We start from the raw sequence: 13,949 nt of genomic DNA on the forward strand, positions 1-13,949 counted from the left end.
AGATCGACCAGTCGCTGGAAAGCTGTTCCGCCGGGCACGGGCTGATCGTAGTTGATCAGGAACTACAGCCCGTAGTAGGGCTGGTGTGAATCAGGTGAACCGGAACCAGCGCAGCGCGCAGATCGCCGCGACGGCACCCCACACCGCCAGGACGGCCACGCCGAACCAGTCCATCGACACCGTCATCGCCTGGGTGAGGGATTCGGTGAGGGCTCCCGATGGCGTCAGCCGGGCAGCCCAACGCAACGCCGACGGAACCGGGCCGCCTTCGAGGGTCAGCGCGCCGAGACCGGCGAACACGAACCACAGCAGGTTCGCCAGGGCCAGCACGATCTCGGCCTTGAGGGTGCCGCCGAGCAACAGCCCCAACGCGGCGAACGTGGCCGTCCCCAGGGCGATGATCACCGCACCCAGCGCCAGCCCCGCCGGTGAAGGGCGCCAACCCAGCGCGAAACCGATGGCGCCCAACAGGATCGCCTGCAAGAACACGACGGTCACCACTGCCAGCGACTTGCCGGCGATGATTCCCCACACCGGGAGCGCGGTGGCCCCGAGCCGTTTCAGGGCCCCGTAGCGGCGGTCGAAAGCCACCGCGATGGCCTGCCCGGTGAACGCCGTGGAGATCAGGGCCAGGGCCATGATGGCCGGAGTGAAGGTCGCCGCCCGATTGTCGCCGAACGAGCCCAGCGGCAGCAGTGTCATCCCGACCAGCAGCGTGATGGGGATGAACATCGTCAGCAGCAGCTGTTCGCCGTTGCGCAGCAGCAACTTCAGTTCCAGCCCGAACTGGGCGGCCAGCATGGCCGGCACCTTGGCCGGGCGGGGGTCCGGGGAGAAGGTGCCCGGGGCGAATCGATTCGTAGCACTCGTCATGACCGCAGCTCCCGTCCTGTCAGGTCGAGGAATACATCTTCGAGGCTGCGCTGCTCCACTCGCATATCGGTGGCGAGCACGTCGAGTCGGGCGCACCACGCTGTCACGGTGGCCAGCACCTGCGGATCGATGTGCCCCTCGACCAGGTACTCGCCGGGAGCGGTCTCCGTGGCCTTGTAGTTCTCCGGTAGGGCGGCCGCCAGCAGGGACAGGTCGAGCTTGCGTGGCGCGCTGAACCGCAGCTGGTTCTCGGCACCGCTGCGGGTCAGCTCGGCCGGTGTGCCGGTGGCGACTGCAACGCCGTGATCGATGATGACGATCCGGTCGGCGAGTTCTTCGGCCTCGGTGAGATGGTGGGTCGTCAGCACGACCGTGACACCGTCGCGGCGCAGCGCATCGATCAACTCCCACACCACAATTCGGGCGTGGGCGTCCATTCCGGCGGTGGGCTCGTCGAGGAAGACCAACTCCGGGCGGCCCACCACGGCGCAGGCCAGTGCCAGGCGTTGTTGCTGACCGCCCGACAACCGCCGGTAGGTGGTGCGGGCGGATTCGGTCAGGCCGAGGGTGTCCATCAACCAGGCCGGGTCGAGGGGATCGGCGGCGTAGGAGGCGACCAGATTGAGCATCTCGCCGGCCTTCGCTGCGGGGTACCCGCCGCCGCCCTGCAGCATCACGCCGATCCGTTCGCGCAACTGCGCGTTGTCCGCAACGGGATCCAGGCCGAGGATCTCGACGCGGCCGCCGTCGGGGCGGATGAAGCCCTCGCACATCTCGACGGTGGTGGTCTTGCCCGCGCCGTTCGGGCCGAGCAGGGCGAGCACCTCGGCGCGTTGCACGTCGAGGTCGAGGTTGGCGACCGCTGTTGTCGATCCGTAGCGCTTGCTGACGCCGCGGAGCAGCACCGGATGTTCAGAACGCGAGGTCACGGGGATTCAGCGTAGGCGTCGGGGGACTGCGTGCGTGCCGGCGGTGGGCTTGTGTCCGTCTGACGTGACGCGCGCCACGGTAGCCGGCGCCACGTCAGCCCGATCAGGATCAGCACGATCAGCGCGCTGGCCAGCGTCGCCATCACGATCTGGAACAACGTGAACCGGTCGCCGTTGGCCGTCGGACCGAAGATGCCGACGACCAGCGTGATGGCGATCGTGGATCCGCGGAACCCCGGCCGGGTTGCCCACGCGGCCAACGGGATCACCGCCCACAGCAGATACCACGGTTGGACCACCGGGAACAGCAGAATCGTGCCGCCGAGGGCGACGCCCAGACCGCCCACGGGATGCAGGCGGCCGCGCATCACGGCCAGCAGCAGCCAGCTGACCAGGATCGCGATCAGGAAGACGCCGATGGCGCGGGTCAGGGCGAGTACCGCGGTGGTGTGATCGCCGAGCCCCAGCAGGATGCCGACCTGGCCGGTGCCCAGGGCCAGCAGTGTCGGCGGTGACATCCAACTGCGCACCACGTTGGCCGTGCCCAGGGTGCCCAGCCACCCGAAGCCCAGCCCGCTGGCCCAGCCGATCAGGGCCATCACTGCAATAGACACCGTGCCGAGTGGGATGCTCGCCACGAAAAACGCCTTGATCGTGCCGCCCAGACGCCAGGCCAGTGCCATCGCCACGAATCCGAGTGCCAGTAGTGACGGCAGCTTGACCTGGGAGGACAGGGTGATCAGCACCGTGCCGGCCAGCAGCATCGCCGCGGGATACCAGTGCTCCCAGTCCTCGCGTGAGTGCGGCCAGGTCAGTGGCCGGGGAATTAATGGAGCCGCGGCGTCGATGCCGCGCAACGCGAACTCCGTGCCGGCCAGCATCAGCCCGAGCATCAGCGCCTCGTTGTGGATCCCGGCCACCAGGTGCATGAACAGCAGCGGATTACAGGCGCCCAGCCACAGAGCGCTGACCTCGGCGACGCCACAGCGCCGGGCCAGCCGCGGTGTGGCCCAGACGATGAGGCCGACACCGAGAAGCACCACGACGCGGTGGCACAGCACGGCGGCGACGATGTTCTCGCCGGTCAGGGCGGAGATACTCTCGCCGATCCACAGGAAAAGCGGTCCGTACGGCGCCGGGGTCTCGCGCCACAGGCTGGGCACCGACAACGTGAACACGTGATCGAGCCCGAGACCGGTCGCCGGGCCGACCTTGTAGGGGTTGAGCCCGATGTACCCGATCTCGCTCTGGGCCAGATACGAGTAGACGTCCTTGCTGTACATCGGCGGCGCGATCAGCAGGGGTATGGCCCACAGCAACAGCGTGCGGTCGAGCTGGCTGCGCGACATCCGGCGTGGGCCGAGGGCGAAGCGTCCCAGCATGAGCCAGGCCAGCGTCATCATCACCGCGCCGGTGGTGGTCATGGTCAGCGACACGGTCTGGATGCGGGAGGGCAGGTTGAGCAGCCGGACGCCGAAGGTCGGATCCTGCACGACGGGGCGGGCGCCCGCGCCGAGGGCGCCGATCGCCATGAGTACGGTTCCGGTGGCCCCGAACAGCCGGGTACGGCGCTGCGCGATGACCTCGGCGGGATTGAGCGGGGACCCGACGGTGCGTTCGTCGCCGTGCCACCGGGCGATCGATGAGCTGAAGGTCGACAGGCGGCTTGCCATCAGGGCAGCGTAACCGTCGGCGGACGCGGTCTTCGCCACGCAACGGTGGCCCAGGTCACGTAAGGGTGCCCTTGCTAGAACCCCGCGGGGAATTCCGTCACAATGGTGTTGTGAAAATACGTCGGGCGGCTGCGGGCTCGGCTTCGGTCAGTGCGCCGAAGCCGGTCAACGACGTGGTGCCGGCTTCCGACGGACATACTCGGCGCGCGATCATCCACCTCTTGCTGGAGGGGCCCATCACGGCCGGGCAGATCGGCGAGCGGCTCGGCATTTCGGCTGCCGGCGTGCGTCGTCACCTCGATGCCCTGATCGAGGCCGGCGATGCGCAGGCCAGCGCCGCCGCTGCGTGGCAGCACAACGGTCGGGGTCGCCCCGCCAAGCGCTACCGGTTGACTGCTGCGGGGCGCGCCAAACTCGGCCACACCTACGACGACCTCGCGGTCGCTGCGATTCGGCAGTTGCGCGAAATCGGTGGCAAGGAAGCCGTGCGGACGTTCGCGCGGCGCCGGATGGACACCATCCTGGCCGGGGTCACCGAGGGGCCGGGCGGAGTCGCCGACACCGCCGAGCGGGTGGCCGGCGCGTTGAGCAGGGCCGGGTATGCCACCACAACGAATCCGGTGGACGGCCCGATCCACGGTGTGCAGATCTGTCAGCATCACTGCCCGGTTTCGCACGTCGCCGAAGAGTTCCCGGAGTTCTGTGAGACGGAGAACGAGGCGTTCGCCGAGATTCTGGGCACCCACGTGCAGCGTCTGGCCACCATCGTCAACGGTGACTGCGCCTGCACCACTCACGTCCCACTCGATGCGGACAGCGTCGAAAACAAGGCAAGTACAGACAGTTCGACCAAGGTTCGGAGCACAGCCCGCGCCCGGACGACCGCCACGATCAAACAAGGAGCGGCGACATGACCATCACGCCCGAAACGCCATTGACCCAGGAAGAGACCATCGCGTCGCTGGGTAACTACGGCTACGGCTGGTCGGACTCGGACGTCGCAGGCGCCAGTGCGCAGCGCGGCCTGTCCGAAGCCGTCGTGCGTGACATCTCGGCCAAGAAGAGCGAGCCGGAGTGGATGCTGGAGACCCGGCTGCGGGCGCTGCGCACCTTCGACAAGAAGCCCATGCCGAACTGGGGTTCCAACCTCGAGGGCATCGACTTCGACAACATCAAGTACTTCGTGCGCTCCAGTGAGAAGCAGGCCGCCACGTGGGACGACCTGCCGGCCGACATCAAGAACACCTACGACAAGCTGGGTATCCCGGAGGCTGAGAAGCAGCGTCTGGTTTCCGGCGTGGCCGCGCAGTACGAGTCCGAGGTGGTCTACCACTCCATTCGTGAGGACCTCGAGGCCCAGGGTGTGGTCTTCCTGGACACCGATACCGCGCTGCGTGAGCAGCCCGAGATCTTCAAGAAGTACTTCGGCACGGTGATCCCGGCCGGCGACAACAAGTTCTCGGCGCTGAACACCGCGGTGTGGTCGGGCGGTTCGTTCATCTACGTGCCGCCGGGTGTGCACGTCGACATCCCGCTGCAGGCCTACTTCCGGATCAACACCGAGAACATGGGCCAGTTCGAGCGGACGCTGATCATCGCCGACGAGGGCTCCTACGTGCACTACGTCGAGGGTTGTACCGCGCCGATCTACAAGTCCGATTCACTGCACTCCGCTGTCGTGGAGATCATCGTGAAGCCCGGTGCGCGGGTGCGGTACACCACGATCCAGAACTGGTCGAACAACGTCTTCAACCTGGTCACCAAGCGGGCCCGGGCCGAGGCCGGCGCCACCATGGAATGGATCGACGGCAACATCGGCTCCAAGGTCACCATGAAGTACCCGGCGGTCTGGATGACCGGTGAGCACGCCAAGGGTGAGGTGCTCTCGGTGGCGTTCGCCGGTGAGGGCCAGCACCAGGACACCGGCGCCAAGATGCTGCACCTGGCCCCGAACACGTCGTCGAACATCGTGTCCAAGTCGGTGGCCCGTGGCGGCGGCCGAGCCTCCTACCGCGGCCTGGTCCAGATCAACAAGGGCGCGCACGGTAGCAAGTCGAGCGTGAAATGCGATGCGCTGCTGGTCGATACGATCAGTCGCTCGGACACCTACCCGTACGTCGACATCCGCGAGGACGACGTGACGATGGGTCATGAGGCCACGGTGTCGAAGGTCAGCGAGGATCAGCTGTTCTACCTGATGAGCCGCGGTATGACCGAGGACGAGGCGATGGCGATGGTGGTGCGCGGCTTCGTCGAGCCCATCGCCAAGGAACTGCCCATGGAATACGCGCTCGAGCTGAACCGGCTGATCGAGCTGCAAATGGAAGGCGCGGTCGGTTAAGTGACACAGAATCTGACTGACGGAGCAACGGCCGCTCACAGCTCAGGCTCAACGTTGGCTGCCGCCAACAAGGGCGAGCTGTTCGCATCGTTCGACGTCAACGCCTTCGAGGTGCCTGGCGGCCGCGACGAGCTGTGGCGATTCACCCCGCTCAAGAGGCTTCGCGGTCTACACGACGGCTCGGCTGTCGCGAACGGCAAGGCCGGTATCACCGTGACCGAGCGGCCGGGTGTGACCGTGGAGACCGTCGGCCGCGACGACAAGCGTCTCGGCGAGGGCGGTGTGCCCACCGATCGCGTTGCCGCCCAGGCCTACTCGTCGTTCGAGACGGCGACGGTGGTAACGGTCAAGCGCGACACCGAGGTGGCCGAGCCGATCGAGATCGTCGTCGACGGGCCCGGTGTGGACACCGTGGGCTACGGCCACCTTCAGATCCGGGTGGAGGAACTGTCCCGGGCGATCGTCGTGGTCGATCTGCGTGGCAGCGGAACCTACGCCGACAACGTCGAGATCATCGTCGGTGACGCGGCCGGCCTCGGCGTCATCTGGATCGCCGACTGGGCCGACGACATGGTGCACGTCAGCTCCCACCACGCCAAGCTCGGCAAGGACGCGGTGCTCGGGCACGTCAACGTCACCCTCGGTGGCGATGTCGTGCGCACCTCGGCCACCGTGCGGTTCACCGGGCCCGGCGGTGACGCCAAGATGCTCGGTACGTACTTCGCCGACGACGGTCAGTTCTTCGAGTCGCGGTTGCTGGTCGACCACGCCCAGCCGCACTGTAAGTCCGACGTCCTCTACAAGGGCGCCCTGCAAGGAGATCCGGACTCCAAGAAGCCCGACGCGCACACGGTGTGGATCGGCGACGTGTTGATCCGGGCCGAGGCCACCGGTACCGACACCTTCGAGGTGAACCGCAACCTGGTGCTCACCGACGGCGCCCGCGCCGATTCGGTACCCAACCTGGAGATCGAGACCGGCGAGATCGTCGGTGCCGGGCACGCCAGTGCCACCGGACGTTTCGACGACGAGCAGTTGTTCTACCTGCGCGCCCGCGGCATCCCCGAGGATCAGGCCCGCCGCCTGGTCGTACGCGGATTCTTCAACGAGATCATCGCCAAGATCGCTGTCCCCGAGGTGCGTGAGCGCCTGACCGCAGCCATCGAAAAAGAACTTGCCATCACCGAATCGAAAGCTACGCACTAATGACCACTCTGGAAATCAAGGACCTGCACGTCTCGGTCAACGCCGCCGAAGGCGCTGAGAACACCGAGATCCCGATCCTCAAGGGTGTCGACCTGACCGTGAAGTCGGGGGAGACCCACGCGGTCATGGGCCCCAACGGCTCCGGCAAGTCGACGCTGTCCTACGCCATCGCCGGGCACCCGAAGTACACCGTCACCTCCGGTTCGATCACCCTCGACGGCAAGGACGTCCTCGAGATGAGCATCGACGAGCGGGCGCGCGCGGGCCTCTTCCTGGCCATGCAGTACCCGGTCGAGGTGCCCGGGGTGTCGATGTCGAACTTCCTGCGCACGGCGGCCACCGCCGTTCGGGGCGAGGCACCGAAGCTGCGCCACTGGGTCAAGGAAGTCAAGGCCGCGATGGACGAGTTGGATATCGACCCGGCATTCGGTGAGCGCAGCGTCAACGAGGGCTTCTCCGGTGGCGAGAAGAAGCGCCACGAGATCCTGCAGCTGGGCCTGCTCAAGCCGAAGATCGCGATCCTCGACGAGACCGACTCGGGCCTGGACGTCGACGCGCTGCGCATCGTCAGCGAGGGCGTCAACCGCTATGCCGAAGCCGAGCACGGCGGCGTCCTGCTGATCACCCACTACACCCGGATCCTGCGCTACATCCAGCCGCAGTTCGTGCACGTGTTCGTGGGTGGGCGCATCGTCGAATCGGGCGGGCCCGAACTCGCCGACGAGCTCGAAGAGAACGGATACGTGCGCTTCACCCAAGCCGTCGGAGCCTGAGATGACCACCTCGGCGACGACATTGGACCAAGCCGGGCTGGCCAGGATCCGAGCTGATTTCCCGATCCTGAGCCGGGTGATGCGCGGTGGGAAACAGCTCGCGTACCTGGATTCCGGTGCGACGTCGCAGAAGCCGCTACAGGTCCTCGACACGGAACGGGAATTCCTCACCACCTCCAACGGTGCGGTGCACCGCGGAGCGCACCAGCTGATGGAAGAGGCCACCGACGCCTACGAGCAGGGCCGTGCCGACATCGCGGCGTTCGTCGGTGCCGAGACCGACGAACTGGTGTTCACCAAGAACGCCACCGAGTCGATCAACCTCGTGTCGTATGTGCTGGGGGACAAGCGGTTCGAGACTGCCGTCGGTCCCGGCGATGTCATCGTCACCACCGAGCTGGAACACCACGCGAATCTGATTCCGTGGCAGGAACTGGCCCAGCGCACCGGTGCGACGCTGAAATGGTTTGGCGTCACCGATGACGGCCGCATCGATCTGGATTCGCTGGAGCTCGATGAGCGGGTGAAAGTGGTGGCATTCAGCCATCATTCGAACGTCACCGGTGCGGTTGCCCCTGTGGACGAATTGGTGTCGCGGGCCAAGGCGGTCGGTGCACTGACGGTGCTGGACGCGTGCCAGTCGGTGCCGCACCAGCCGGTCGACTTCCACGCTCTCGACGTCGATTTCGCGGCATTCTCGGGTCACAAGATGCTCGGCCCCACGGGTATCGGCGTCCTCTACGGCCGGCAGCGGCTGTTGAACGCGATGCCGCCGTTCATCACAGGCGGTTCGATGATCGAGACCGTCACGATGGAACAGACCACGTATGCGGCGGCCCCACAGCGTTTCGAGGCAGGCACCCCGATGACCTCGCAGGTGGTCGGATTAGCTGCTGCGGCAAGGTATTTGAGCGACATCGGGATGGGCGCAGTCGAGGCGCACGAAGCCGAACTGGTCGCGGCCGCGCTGGAAGAACTGTCCGAACTTCCCCAGGTGCGCATCATCGGACCGACGACGATGGATCATCGTGGGTCCCCGGTCAGTTTCGTGGTCGACGGGATCCACGCCCACGACGTCGGGCAGGTGCTCGACGACGAGGGCGTCGCGGTACGCGTCGGACACCATTGCGCCTGGCCGCTGCATCGTCGCTTCGGGATCGCCGCGACGGCTCGCGCGTCGTTCGCGGTGTACAACACGCTCGACGAGGTGGATCGCCTGGTGGCCGGCATCAAGCGCGCCGTGGAGTTCTTCTCGTGAAAATGGAACAGATGTACCAGGAAGTGATCCTGGACCATTACAAGCATCCGCATCACCGCGGACTGCGGGAGCCGTTCGCCGCCGAGGTACATCACGTCAACCCGACCTGCGGGGACGAGGTGACGCTGCGGGTCGCACTCTCCGACGACGCGGAAACGGTGGCCGACATCTCGTACGACGGGCAGGGCTGTTCGATCAGCCAGGCCGCCACCTCGGTGCTCACCGACCAGGTCATCGGCCTGAGCGTCGGCGATGCACTCAAGACGGTCGAGGCATTCACCGAGATGATTTCCTCACGCGGCAACGTGGAGGGGGACGAAGATGTACTCGGTGACGGCATCGCGTTCGCCGGTGTCGCCAAGTATCCGGCGCGGGTGAAGTGTGCGCTGCTGGGTTGGATGGCTTTTAAAGATGCGCTGGTGCAGGCCAGCGACGACGTGGAGGACAAGCGATGAGTGACACCGCTTCTGACGAACTGCTGGCCGACGTCGAGGAGGCCATGCGTGACGTGGTGGATCCCGAGCTCGGCATCAACGTCGTCGACCTGGGCCTGGTGTACGGCCTCGATGTCGAGGAGGGTGATGCCGGCAAGGTCGCCCTTATCGACATGACGCTCACCTCGGCGGCCTGCCCGCTGACCGACGTGATCGAGGATCAGTCACGCACCGCGCTGGTGGGCGCGGGCCTGGTGAACGAGATCAAGATCAATTGGGTCTGGAACCCGCCGTGGGGCCCGGACAAGATCACCGACGACGGCCGCGAGCAGCTTCGCGCCCTCGGTTTCACGGTCTGACGGCCGGGCGCCTCTCCTGGGCGCCACCCCGTTCAGCCGACAGGCTTGTCGGCACCCGGTGCTACCGATATCGCCAGTAGGCGAAACGGAGGCGCGCATGGGGCACAGTCCCGACGTAAAAGTCATTGCTGACCGGTTGGTCCTGGGGCCGGTCACGGTCGGATTCGAACGGACGTTGCGCATCCCGGAGATCGGGTTGCACCCGCTGCCGCCGAGTCTCGGCTCGTTTCCGCTACGCCGGGTTCAGGACTATCCGGATACGGTGCCGGCCGAGTGGCTGGCTCGCGGCGGGTGTTCGTGCATCTGTGTAGCGCGGCTCAGTGGACGGCGATCACGGGTGAGGTTCCGCCACCCACCCCGGTGGACCGCGACGCGTACGTTGCGGCGGCCCACGAAGGTTGTCTCGCTCAAGGGTGCGCCCGGCGACGTTGTCACCGATGGAGATTGGTAGTAACCCGGGAGCAAACCCGCCTCCTGCGGATACCGTGTGGGCTCATGGTCACGGTCCCGGCGTTCGTCTGGCGCAGCGGCTTCGTGGGCCGGGCGATGATCATCGGCGCCGGGGTGGGCGCGGTCGTGGGTGTGCTCGCCTGGCTGGACTCGGGTTTCTGGGTCTCGGGCGTACTGGTCTTCGTGATCGTCGGCGTGTTTTACGGCATCGGGATGGCGCGCCGGATGGCGAGGTACTGGCCGATGTCGAAGGAGCTCGCCGGGACCGATCGGGAGGCGGTCGTGCGGGCTGCCCGCGGCGGTGAACGGATCGACGATCCGCGATTGGTGGACGCCGCCCGCGATTACAGCCGGGGAGTGCACGCGGCTGCGGAGACAGCCCGCCCGTTCCGGTGGCTGCTGCCGGTGGTGCTCGTCGTCGCCGCAGCGAGTGCGTTGTGGGACGCCGTGTTCGGTTCGGTCGGAAATGTCGTGGTGTCGGTTATCTACTTGGCGGCTCTGGCGGTGGAGTTGGCCTGGTGGCCCAGGCGTCAAGCCCAGCTGCTGGCCAATACCCGGCAGGCCTGTGGATAACTTTGGCGCTGCGCTGACTTCTTGTCGGCCCACGGCGCTAGCTTCCAGCTCATCGGGAACCGATGGAGTTCCCGGACAGTCGGAAGGAACTGCGATGAGTTCAGACGTCGAGAAGTTGTACGGGGCATGCCTGCGCGATCTCGGTGATCCGCAGCGCTGGTTCAGCCCGCGCGGATATCCGGATTCGTTGGCGCTGTGTGTGATCGATTCGATCTACTCGACCGGGGCGCGCTACGTCACCGTTGAGAAGGTCGTCGCCCGGTACCGCGGCTATCGGGCGGCCCAGGGGGCGGATGCTGAGACTGATGGCGCCACCGAGCTCCTACAGAACATCGCCGAGCTGGGCGGTCCTGACCCGTGGGCCTCGCAGATCGGGAACCGTCGGCCCACATCGACCGCGGTGAGCGCTCCACTGAAGTCCGTGGCCGTCGCGCAGGCAGCGGAAGTGCTTGTCGCCCTGGGTATTCGGACGACCGACGAGCTGCGGGCGATGGTCGAAGACGGGCCCCGCCGCGAAGAAGTCAAGGCGGCCTGGTGTGCCGTGCCGGGGCAGCGGTCCGGAATTACCTGGGAGTACGCGCAGATCTTGGCGAAGATCCCTGGCGTGAAAGCCGACCGGATGGTGCTCGGCTATGTCTGTCGGGAAGTGGGGCCGGTCGATGCGGTCCGGGCGGCCGAACTGGTCTATGCGACGGCAGAAGCGGGCGGTTGGAACGTCATCGACCTCGACCACGCCATCTGGCGATTCGAGTCGAAACGCCCGTATCAGCGGGACGTGCCAGCGTGACGGCTGGCCGGTAGATCAGCGGCTTTCGGCGGGGCGCGCTCGGTTTCACTGTCTGGGGCCGCGTGAGGTCAGCCGAACGCGTCTCGCAGGGTGACCGTCTGCAGATTGCGGCTCGTGATCAGATCGTGGAGCTGGGCGTAGCAGTGCGTGACCGTCGGCAGGTTGGCGTGCGCCAGGATGATCTGCTGTGGGTTGAACGAGCGGGTGGCCGCCGCGATCAGGCTGGCTTCGTTCTCGGGGAGTGAATCTCCGACGGTGCCGCTCCACATCGTCACCGTCGTGTATCCCTGGTCTGCTGCGACGCCGTCGATGTCGGCATTGTGCACGCCGTACGGCGGCCGGAAGTACGGGGTTCCGTCGCTGCCGTAAGTGTTGCGCAAGAAGTCGGCGTTCCGCCGGATCTCGTCGCCGACCTGGGCAAGCGACAGCTGGTTCAGGAACGGATGGGACCAAGTGTGGTTGCCCATCTGGATCTGGCCGGAGTCGACCATCGGCCGCAGTGCCGGCGCGTTGTCGGTCCAGGAAGCGTTGTCACCGTTGACGAAGAAGGTCAGCCTGGTCCCGGTGTCGCGGCAGAACTGCGCGAACGCGCCGACCACCATACTGCTCTTACCGTCGTCGACGGTGAGAGCCAGCTGGTTGCCCTCTCCGGGTAACCGGGAGATCACCGCCACCGGCATCCGCGCGAGCGGTATGGGTACCCGGATGGCGCTAGCCACGGGTGCCCGGGTCAGGGCGGAAATCACGCCCAACGTGATGCCGGCAAGCACAGTGCGCCGGTCAACGCACGGCATGTTCTGATAGTACGCAAGTCCGGCTGCGGCCGAGTCCAATTGTTTTCTGCTGCTTTGCTTCTCATCTGCTGCAAACTGGCTGTGGGGTGGGGATCGCCGGGTTTCAGCGGGGGTGTGATCCCGCTTCGGTGCTGGTTTGCGGTGGCTGTCCGCGCTGCCCGACCGGGACGGACGCGCACAGGTTGAGACTGGCTGGTGCTCGCGGGTTCCGGTTTGCTCGACCACAATGCTGGGAACAGGCTGTATCAATCCGACGTTAGGAAAAGTGTGAGTACGCAGGACATCACCGCAGACCAGTTCAATGACATCGTCAACGACAACGACATCGTGCTGGTGGATTTCTGGGCGTCGTGGTGCGGACCGTGTCGTGCGTTCGCGCCGACGTTCAAGGCCGCCTCCGAGCAGCACCCCGACGTCGTCTTCGCCAAGGTGGACACCGAGGCCGAGCAGGGGCTCGCCGCGGCTGCCGACATCCGGTCGATCCCGACCCTGATGGCGTTCAAGAAGGGCAAGTTGGTCTTCAACCAGGCCGGAGCACTGCCGCCGGCGGCGCTGGAGGATCTGGTTCAGAAGATCAAGGAATTCGACATCGATGCGGCCATGAAAGAGCAGGCCGCTCAGGGCGACGCCGAACAGGTGTGATGAACGGCACGCGATAGCGTGCTGTCCGTGACTGCGCAGAACGAATTCGTACTGGTTGACCGTCCGCGACCGGACGTGGCCCTGGTGACCCTCAACCGGCCTGAGCGGATGAACTCGATGGCGTTCGACGTCATGGTGCCGCTCAAGGGCGTCCTCGAAGAGCTCCGCTACGACAACAGCGTGCGCGTCGTGGTGCTGACCGGGGCCGGCCGCGGCTTCTCGTCCGGGGCCGATCACAAGTCGGCCGGCTCGGTTCCGCACGTCGCCGGTCTGACCAGACCGACGTACGCCCTGCGGTCGATGGAGATCCTCGACGATGTGATTCTCGCCCTACGCCGGCTGCACCAGCCGGTGATCGCCGCCGTCAACGGCGCGGCCATCGGGGGTGGTCTCTGCCTGGCGCTGGCGTGTGACGTCCGGGTCGCCGCCGAAGGTGCCTACTTCCGCGCCGCCGGGATCAACAACGGGCTTACCGCCAGTGAGCTGGGCTTGTCCTACCTGCTGCCGCGGGCCATCGGGTCGTCACGGGCGTTCGAGATCATGTTGACCGGCCGTGACGTCGACGCGCAGGAGGCAGAGCGCATCGGTTTGGTCTCCAGCGTGGTGGCCGAGGAGGCGCTCCTGGACACCTGCTACGCGATGGCGGACCGCATGGCGGCGTTCTCCCGGCCGGGTATCGAGTTGACCAAGCGCACTCTTTGGAGTGGACTGGACGCCGCTAGTCTGGAGGGGCACATGCAGGCCGAGGGCCTGGGACAACTCTTCGTGCGCCTGCTCACCGCAAACTTTGAGGAAGCGGTTGCCGCGCGCGCGGAGAAGCGCCCCGCCGTATTTACCGACCAGAAGTAAGACAAACA

Annotated in this window: 16 protein-coding genes; 12 read left to right on the forward strand and 4 right to left on the reverse strand. The window is 66.3% G+C overall.

Translation table 11 applies throughout. The features are described 5' to 3' along the window. Positions 1-90: 90 nt before the first annotated feature. From ACWEFV_RS04215 to mptB, 3 genes are read right to left on the reverse strand one after another with little or no spacing between them, the layout of a single operon-like run. The gene (locus ACWEFV_RS04215; protein WP_135454305.1) at positions 91-873 is read right to left on the reverse strand and encodes an ABC transporter permease; all 783 of its coding nucleotides are present in this window, start codon (positions 871-873) and stop codon (positions 91-93) included. Further along, on the reverse strand, positions 870-1,802 hold the full coding sequence (locus ACWEFV_RS04220) for an ABC transporter ATP-binding protein (protein ID WP_135454307.1): 933 nt from the start codon (positions 1,800-1,802) through the stop codon (positions 870-872). The genes ACWEFV_RS04215 and ACWEFV_RS04220 overlap by 4 nt, the downstream gene beginning before the upstream one ends. Beyond that, complete coding sequence (mptB, locus tag ACWEFV_RS04225) at positions 1,799-3,475, reverse strand: polyprenol phosphomannose-dependent alpha 1,6 mannosyltransferase MptB (RefSeq protein ID WP_450069157.1); 1,677 nt, start codon at positions 3,473-3,475, stop codon at positions 1,799-1,801. The genes ACWEFV_RS04220 and mptB overlap by 4 nt, the downstream gene beginning before the upstream one ends. Before the next feature lie 65 nt (positions 3,476-3,540). On the opposite strand from mptB, the gene ACWEFV_RS04230 reads away from it, so the two are divergent. From ACWEFV_RS04230 to ACWEFV_RS04275, 10 genes are all read left to right on the forward strand, one after another. Further along, positions 3,541-4,389 carry a helix-turn-helix transcriptional regulator gene (locus ACWEFV_RS04230; RefSeq protein WP_210115513.1) on the forward strand — a complete coding sequence of 283 codons (849 nt, stop codon included), beginning with the start codon at positions 3,541-3,543 and terminating at the stop codon, positions 4,387-4,389. After that, positions 4,386-5,816 (forward strand): Fe-S cluster assembly protein SufB, encoded by a 1,431-nt coding sequence (gene sufB, locus ACWEFV_RS04235; protein WP_135454309.1) that lies wholly within the window; start codon positions 4,386-4,388, stop codon positions 5,814-5,816. Before ACWEFV_RS04230 ends, sufB begins: the two co-directional genes overlap by 4 nt. Positions 5,817-5,870: 54 nt before the next feature. After that, a complete protein-coding gene (sufD, locus tag ACWEFV_RS04240) occupies positions 5,871-7,022 on the forward strand; it encodes a Fe-S cluster assembly protein SufD (protein ID WP_210115654.1) in 1,152 nt (383 codons plus the stop codon). Next, entirely contained in the window at positions 7,022-7,795 is a 774-nt protein-coding gene (gene sufC, locus ACWEFV_RS04245) for a Fe-S cluster assembly ATPase SufC (protein ID WP_135454314.1), read from the forward strand. Before sufD ends, sufC begins: the two co-directional genes overlap by 1 nt. Position 7,796: 1 nt before the next feature. Next, a complete protein-coding gene (locus ACWEFV_RS04250) occupies positions 7,797-9,053 on the forward strand; it encodes a cysteine desulfurase (RefSeq protein ID WP_450069158.1) in 1,257 nt (418 codons plus the stop codon). 2 nt (positions 9,054-9,055) lie between these two features. Then, positions 9,056-9,508 carry a Fe-S cluster assembly sulfur transfer protein SufU gene (gene sufU / locus ACWEFV_RS04255; RefSeq protein WP_210741441.1) on the forward strand — a complete coding sequence of 151 codons (453 nt, stop codon included), beginning with the start codon at positions 9,056-9,058 and terminating at the stop codon, positions 9,506-9,508. Then, a complete protein-coding gene (locus ACWEFV_RS04260) occupies positions 9,505-9,846 on the forward strand; it encodes a metal-sulfur cluster assembly factor (RefSeq protein WP_135454321.1) in 342 nt (113 codons plus the stop codon). The genes sufU and ACWEFV_RS04260 overlap by 4 nt, the downstream gene beginning before the upstream one ends. A 97-nt stretch (positions 9,847-9,943) precedes the next feature. Beyond that, positions 9,944-10,297: a hypothetical protein gene (locus ACWEFV_RS04265; RefSeq protein ID WP_450069159.1), complete on the forward strand. Its 354-nt coding sequence runs from the start codon at positions 9,944-9,946 to the stop codon at positions 10,295-10,297. Positions 10,298-10,341: 44 nt separating this feature from the next. Beyond that, entirely contained in the window at positions 10,342-10,869 is a 528-nt protein-coding gene (locus ACWEFV_RS04270; protein ID WP_450069160.1) for a hypothetical protein, read from the forward strand. Between the two features lie 94 nt (positions 10,870-10,963). Beyond that, on the forward strand, positions 10,964-11,656 hold the full coding sequence (locus ACWEFV_RS04275) for a heme peroxidase (RefSeq protein WP_450069161.1): 693 nt from the start codon (positions 10,964-10,966) through the stop codon (positions 11,654-11,656). Positions 11,657-11,724: 68 nt separating this feature from the next. Here ACWEFV_RS04275 and ACWEFV_RS04280 read toward each other — a convergent pair whose 3' ends face one another. Next, positions 11,725-12,450, reverse strand: coding sequence for a polysaccharide deacetylase family protein (locus ACWEFV_RS04280; RefSeq protein ID WP_450069162.1), 726 nt, complete (start codon positions 12,448-12,450; stop codon positions 11,725-11,727). A 267-nt stretch (positions 12,451-12,717) separates the two neighbouring features. Here ACWEFV_RS04280 and trxA point away from each other — a divergent pair, with 267 nt between their 5' ends. Both trxA and ACWEFV_RS04290 read left to right on the forward strand, forming a co-directional pair. Beyond that, positions 12,718-13,092 (forward strand): thioredoxin, encoded by a 375-nt coding sequence (trxA, locus tag ACWEFV_RS04285; RefSeq protein WP_135454330.1) that lies wholly within the window; start codon positions 12,718-12,720, stop codon positions 13,090-13,092. Between the two features lie 18 nt (positions 13,093-13,110). After that, positions 13,111-13,941: an enoyl-CoA hydratase gene (locus ACWEFV_RS04290; RefSeq protein ID WP_450069163.1), complete on the forward strand. Its 831-nt coding sequence runs from the start codon at positions 13,111-13,113 to the stop codon at positions 13,939-13,941. The last annotated feature ends 8 nt before the right edge of the window (positions 13,942-13,949 follow it).

The organism is Mycobacterium sp. NPDC004974, assembly GCF_053600815.1.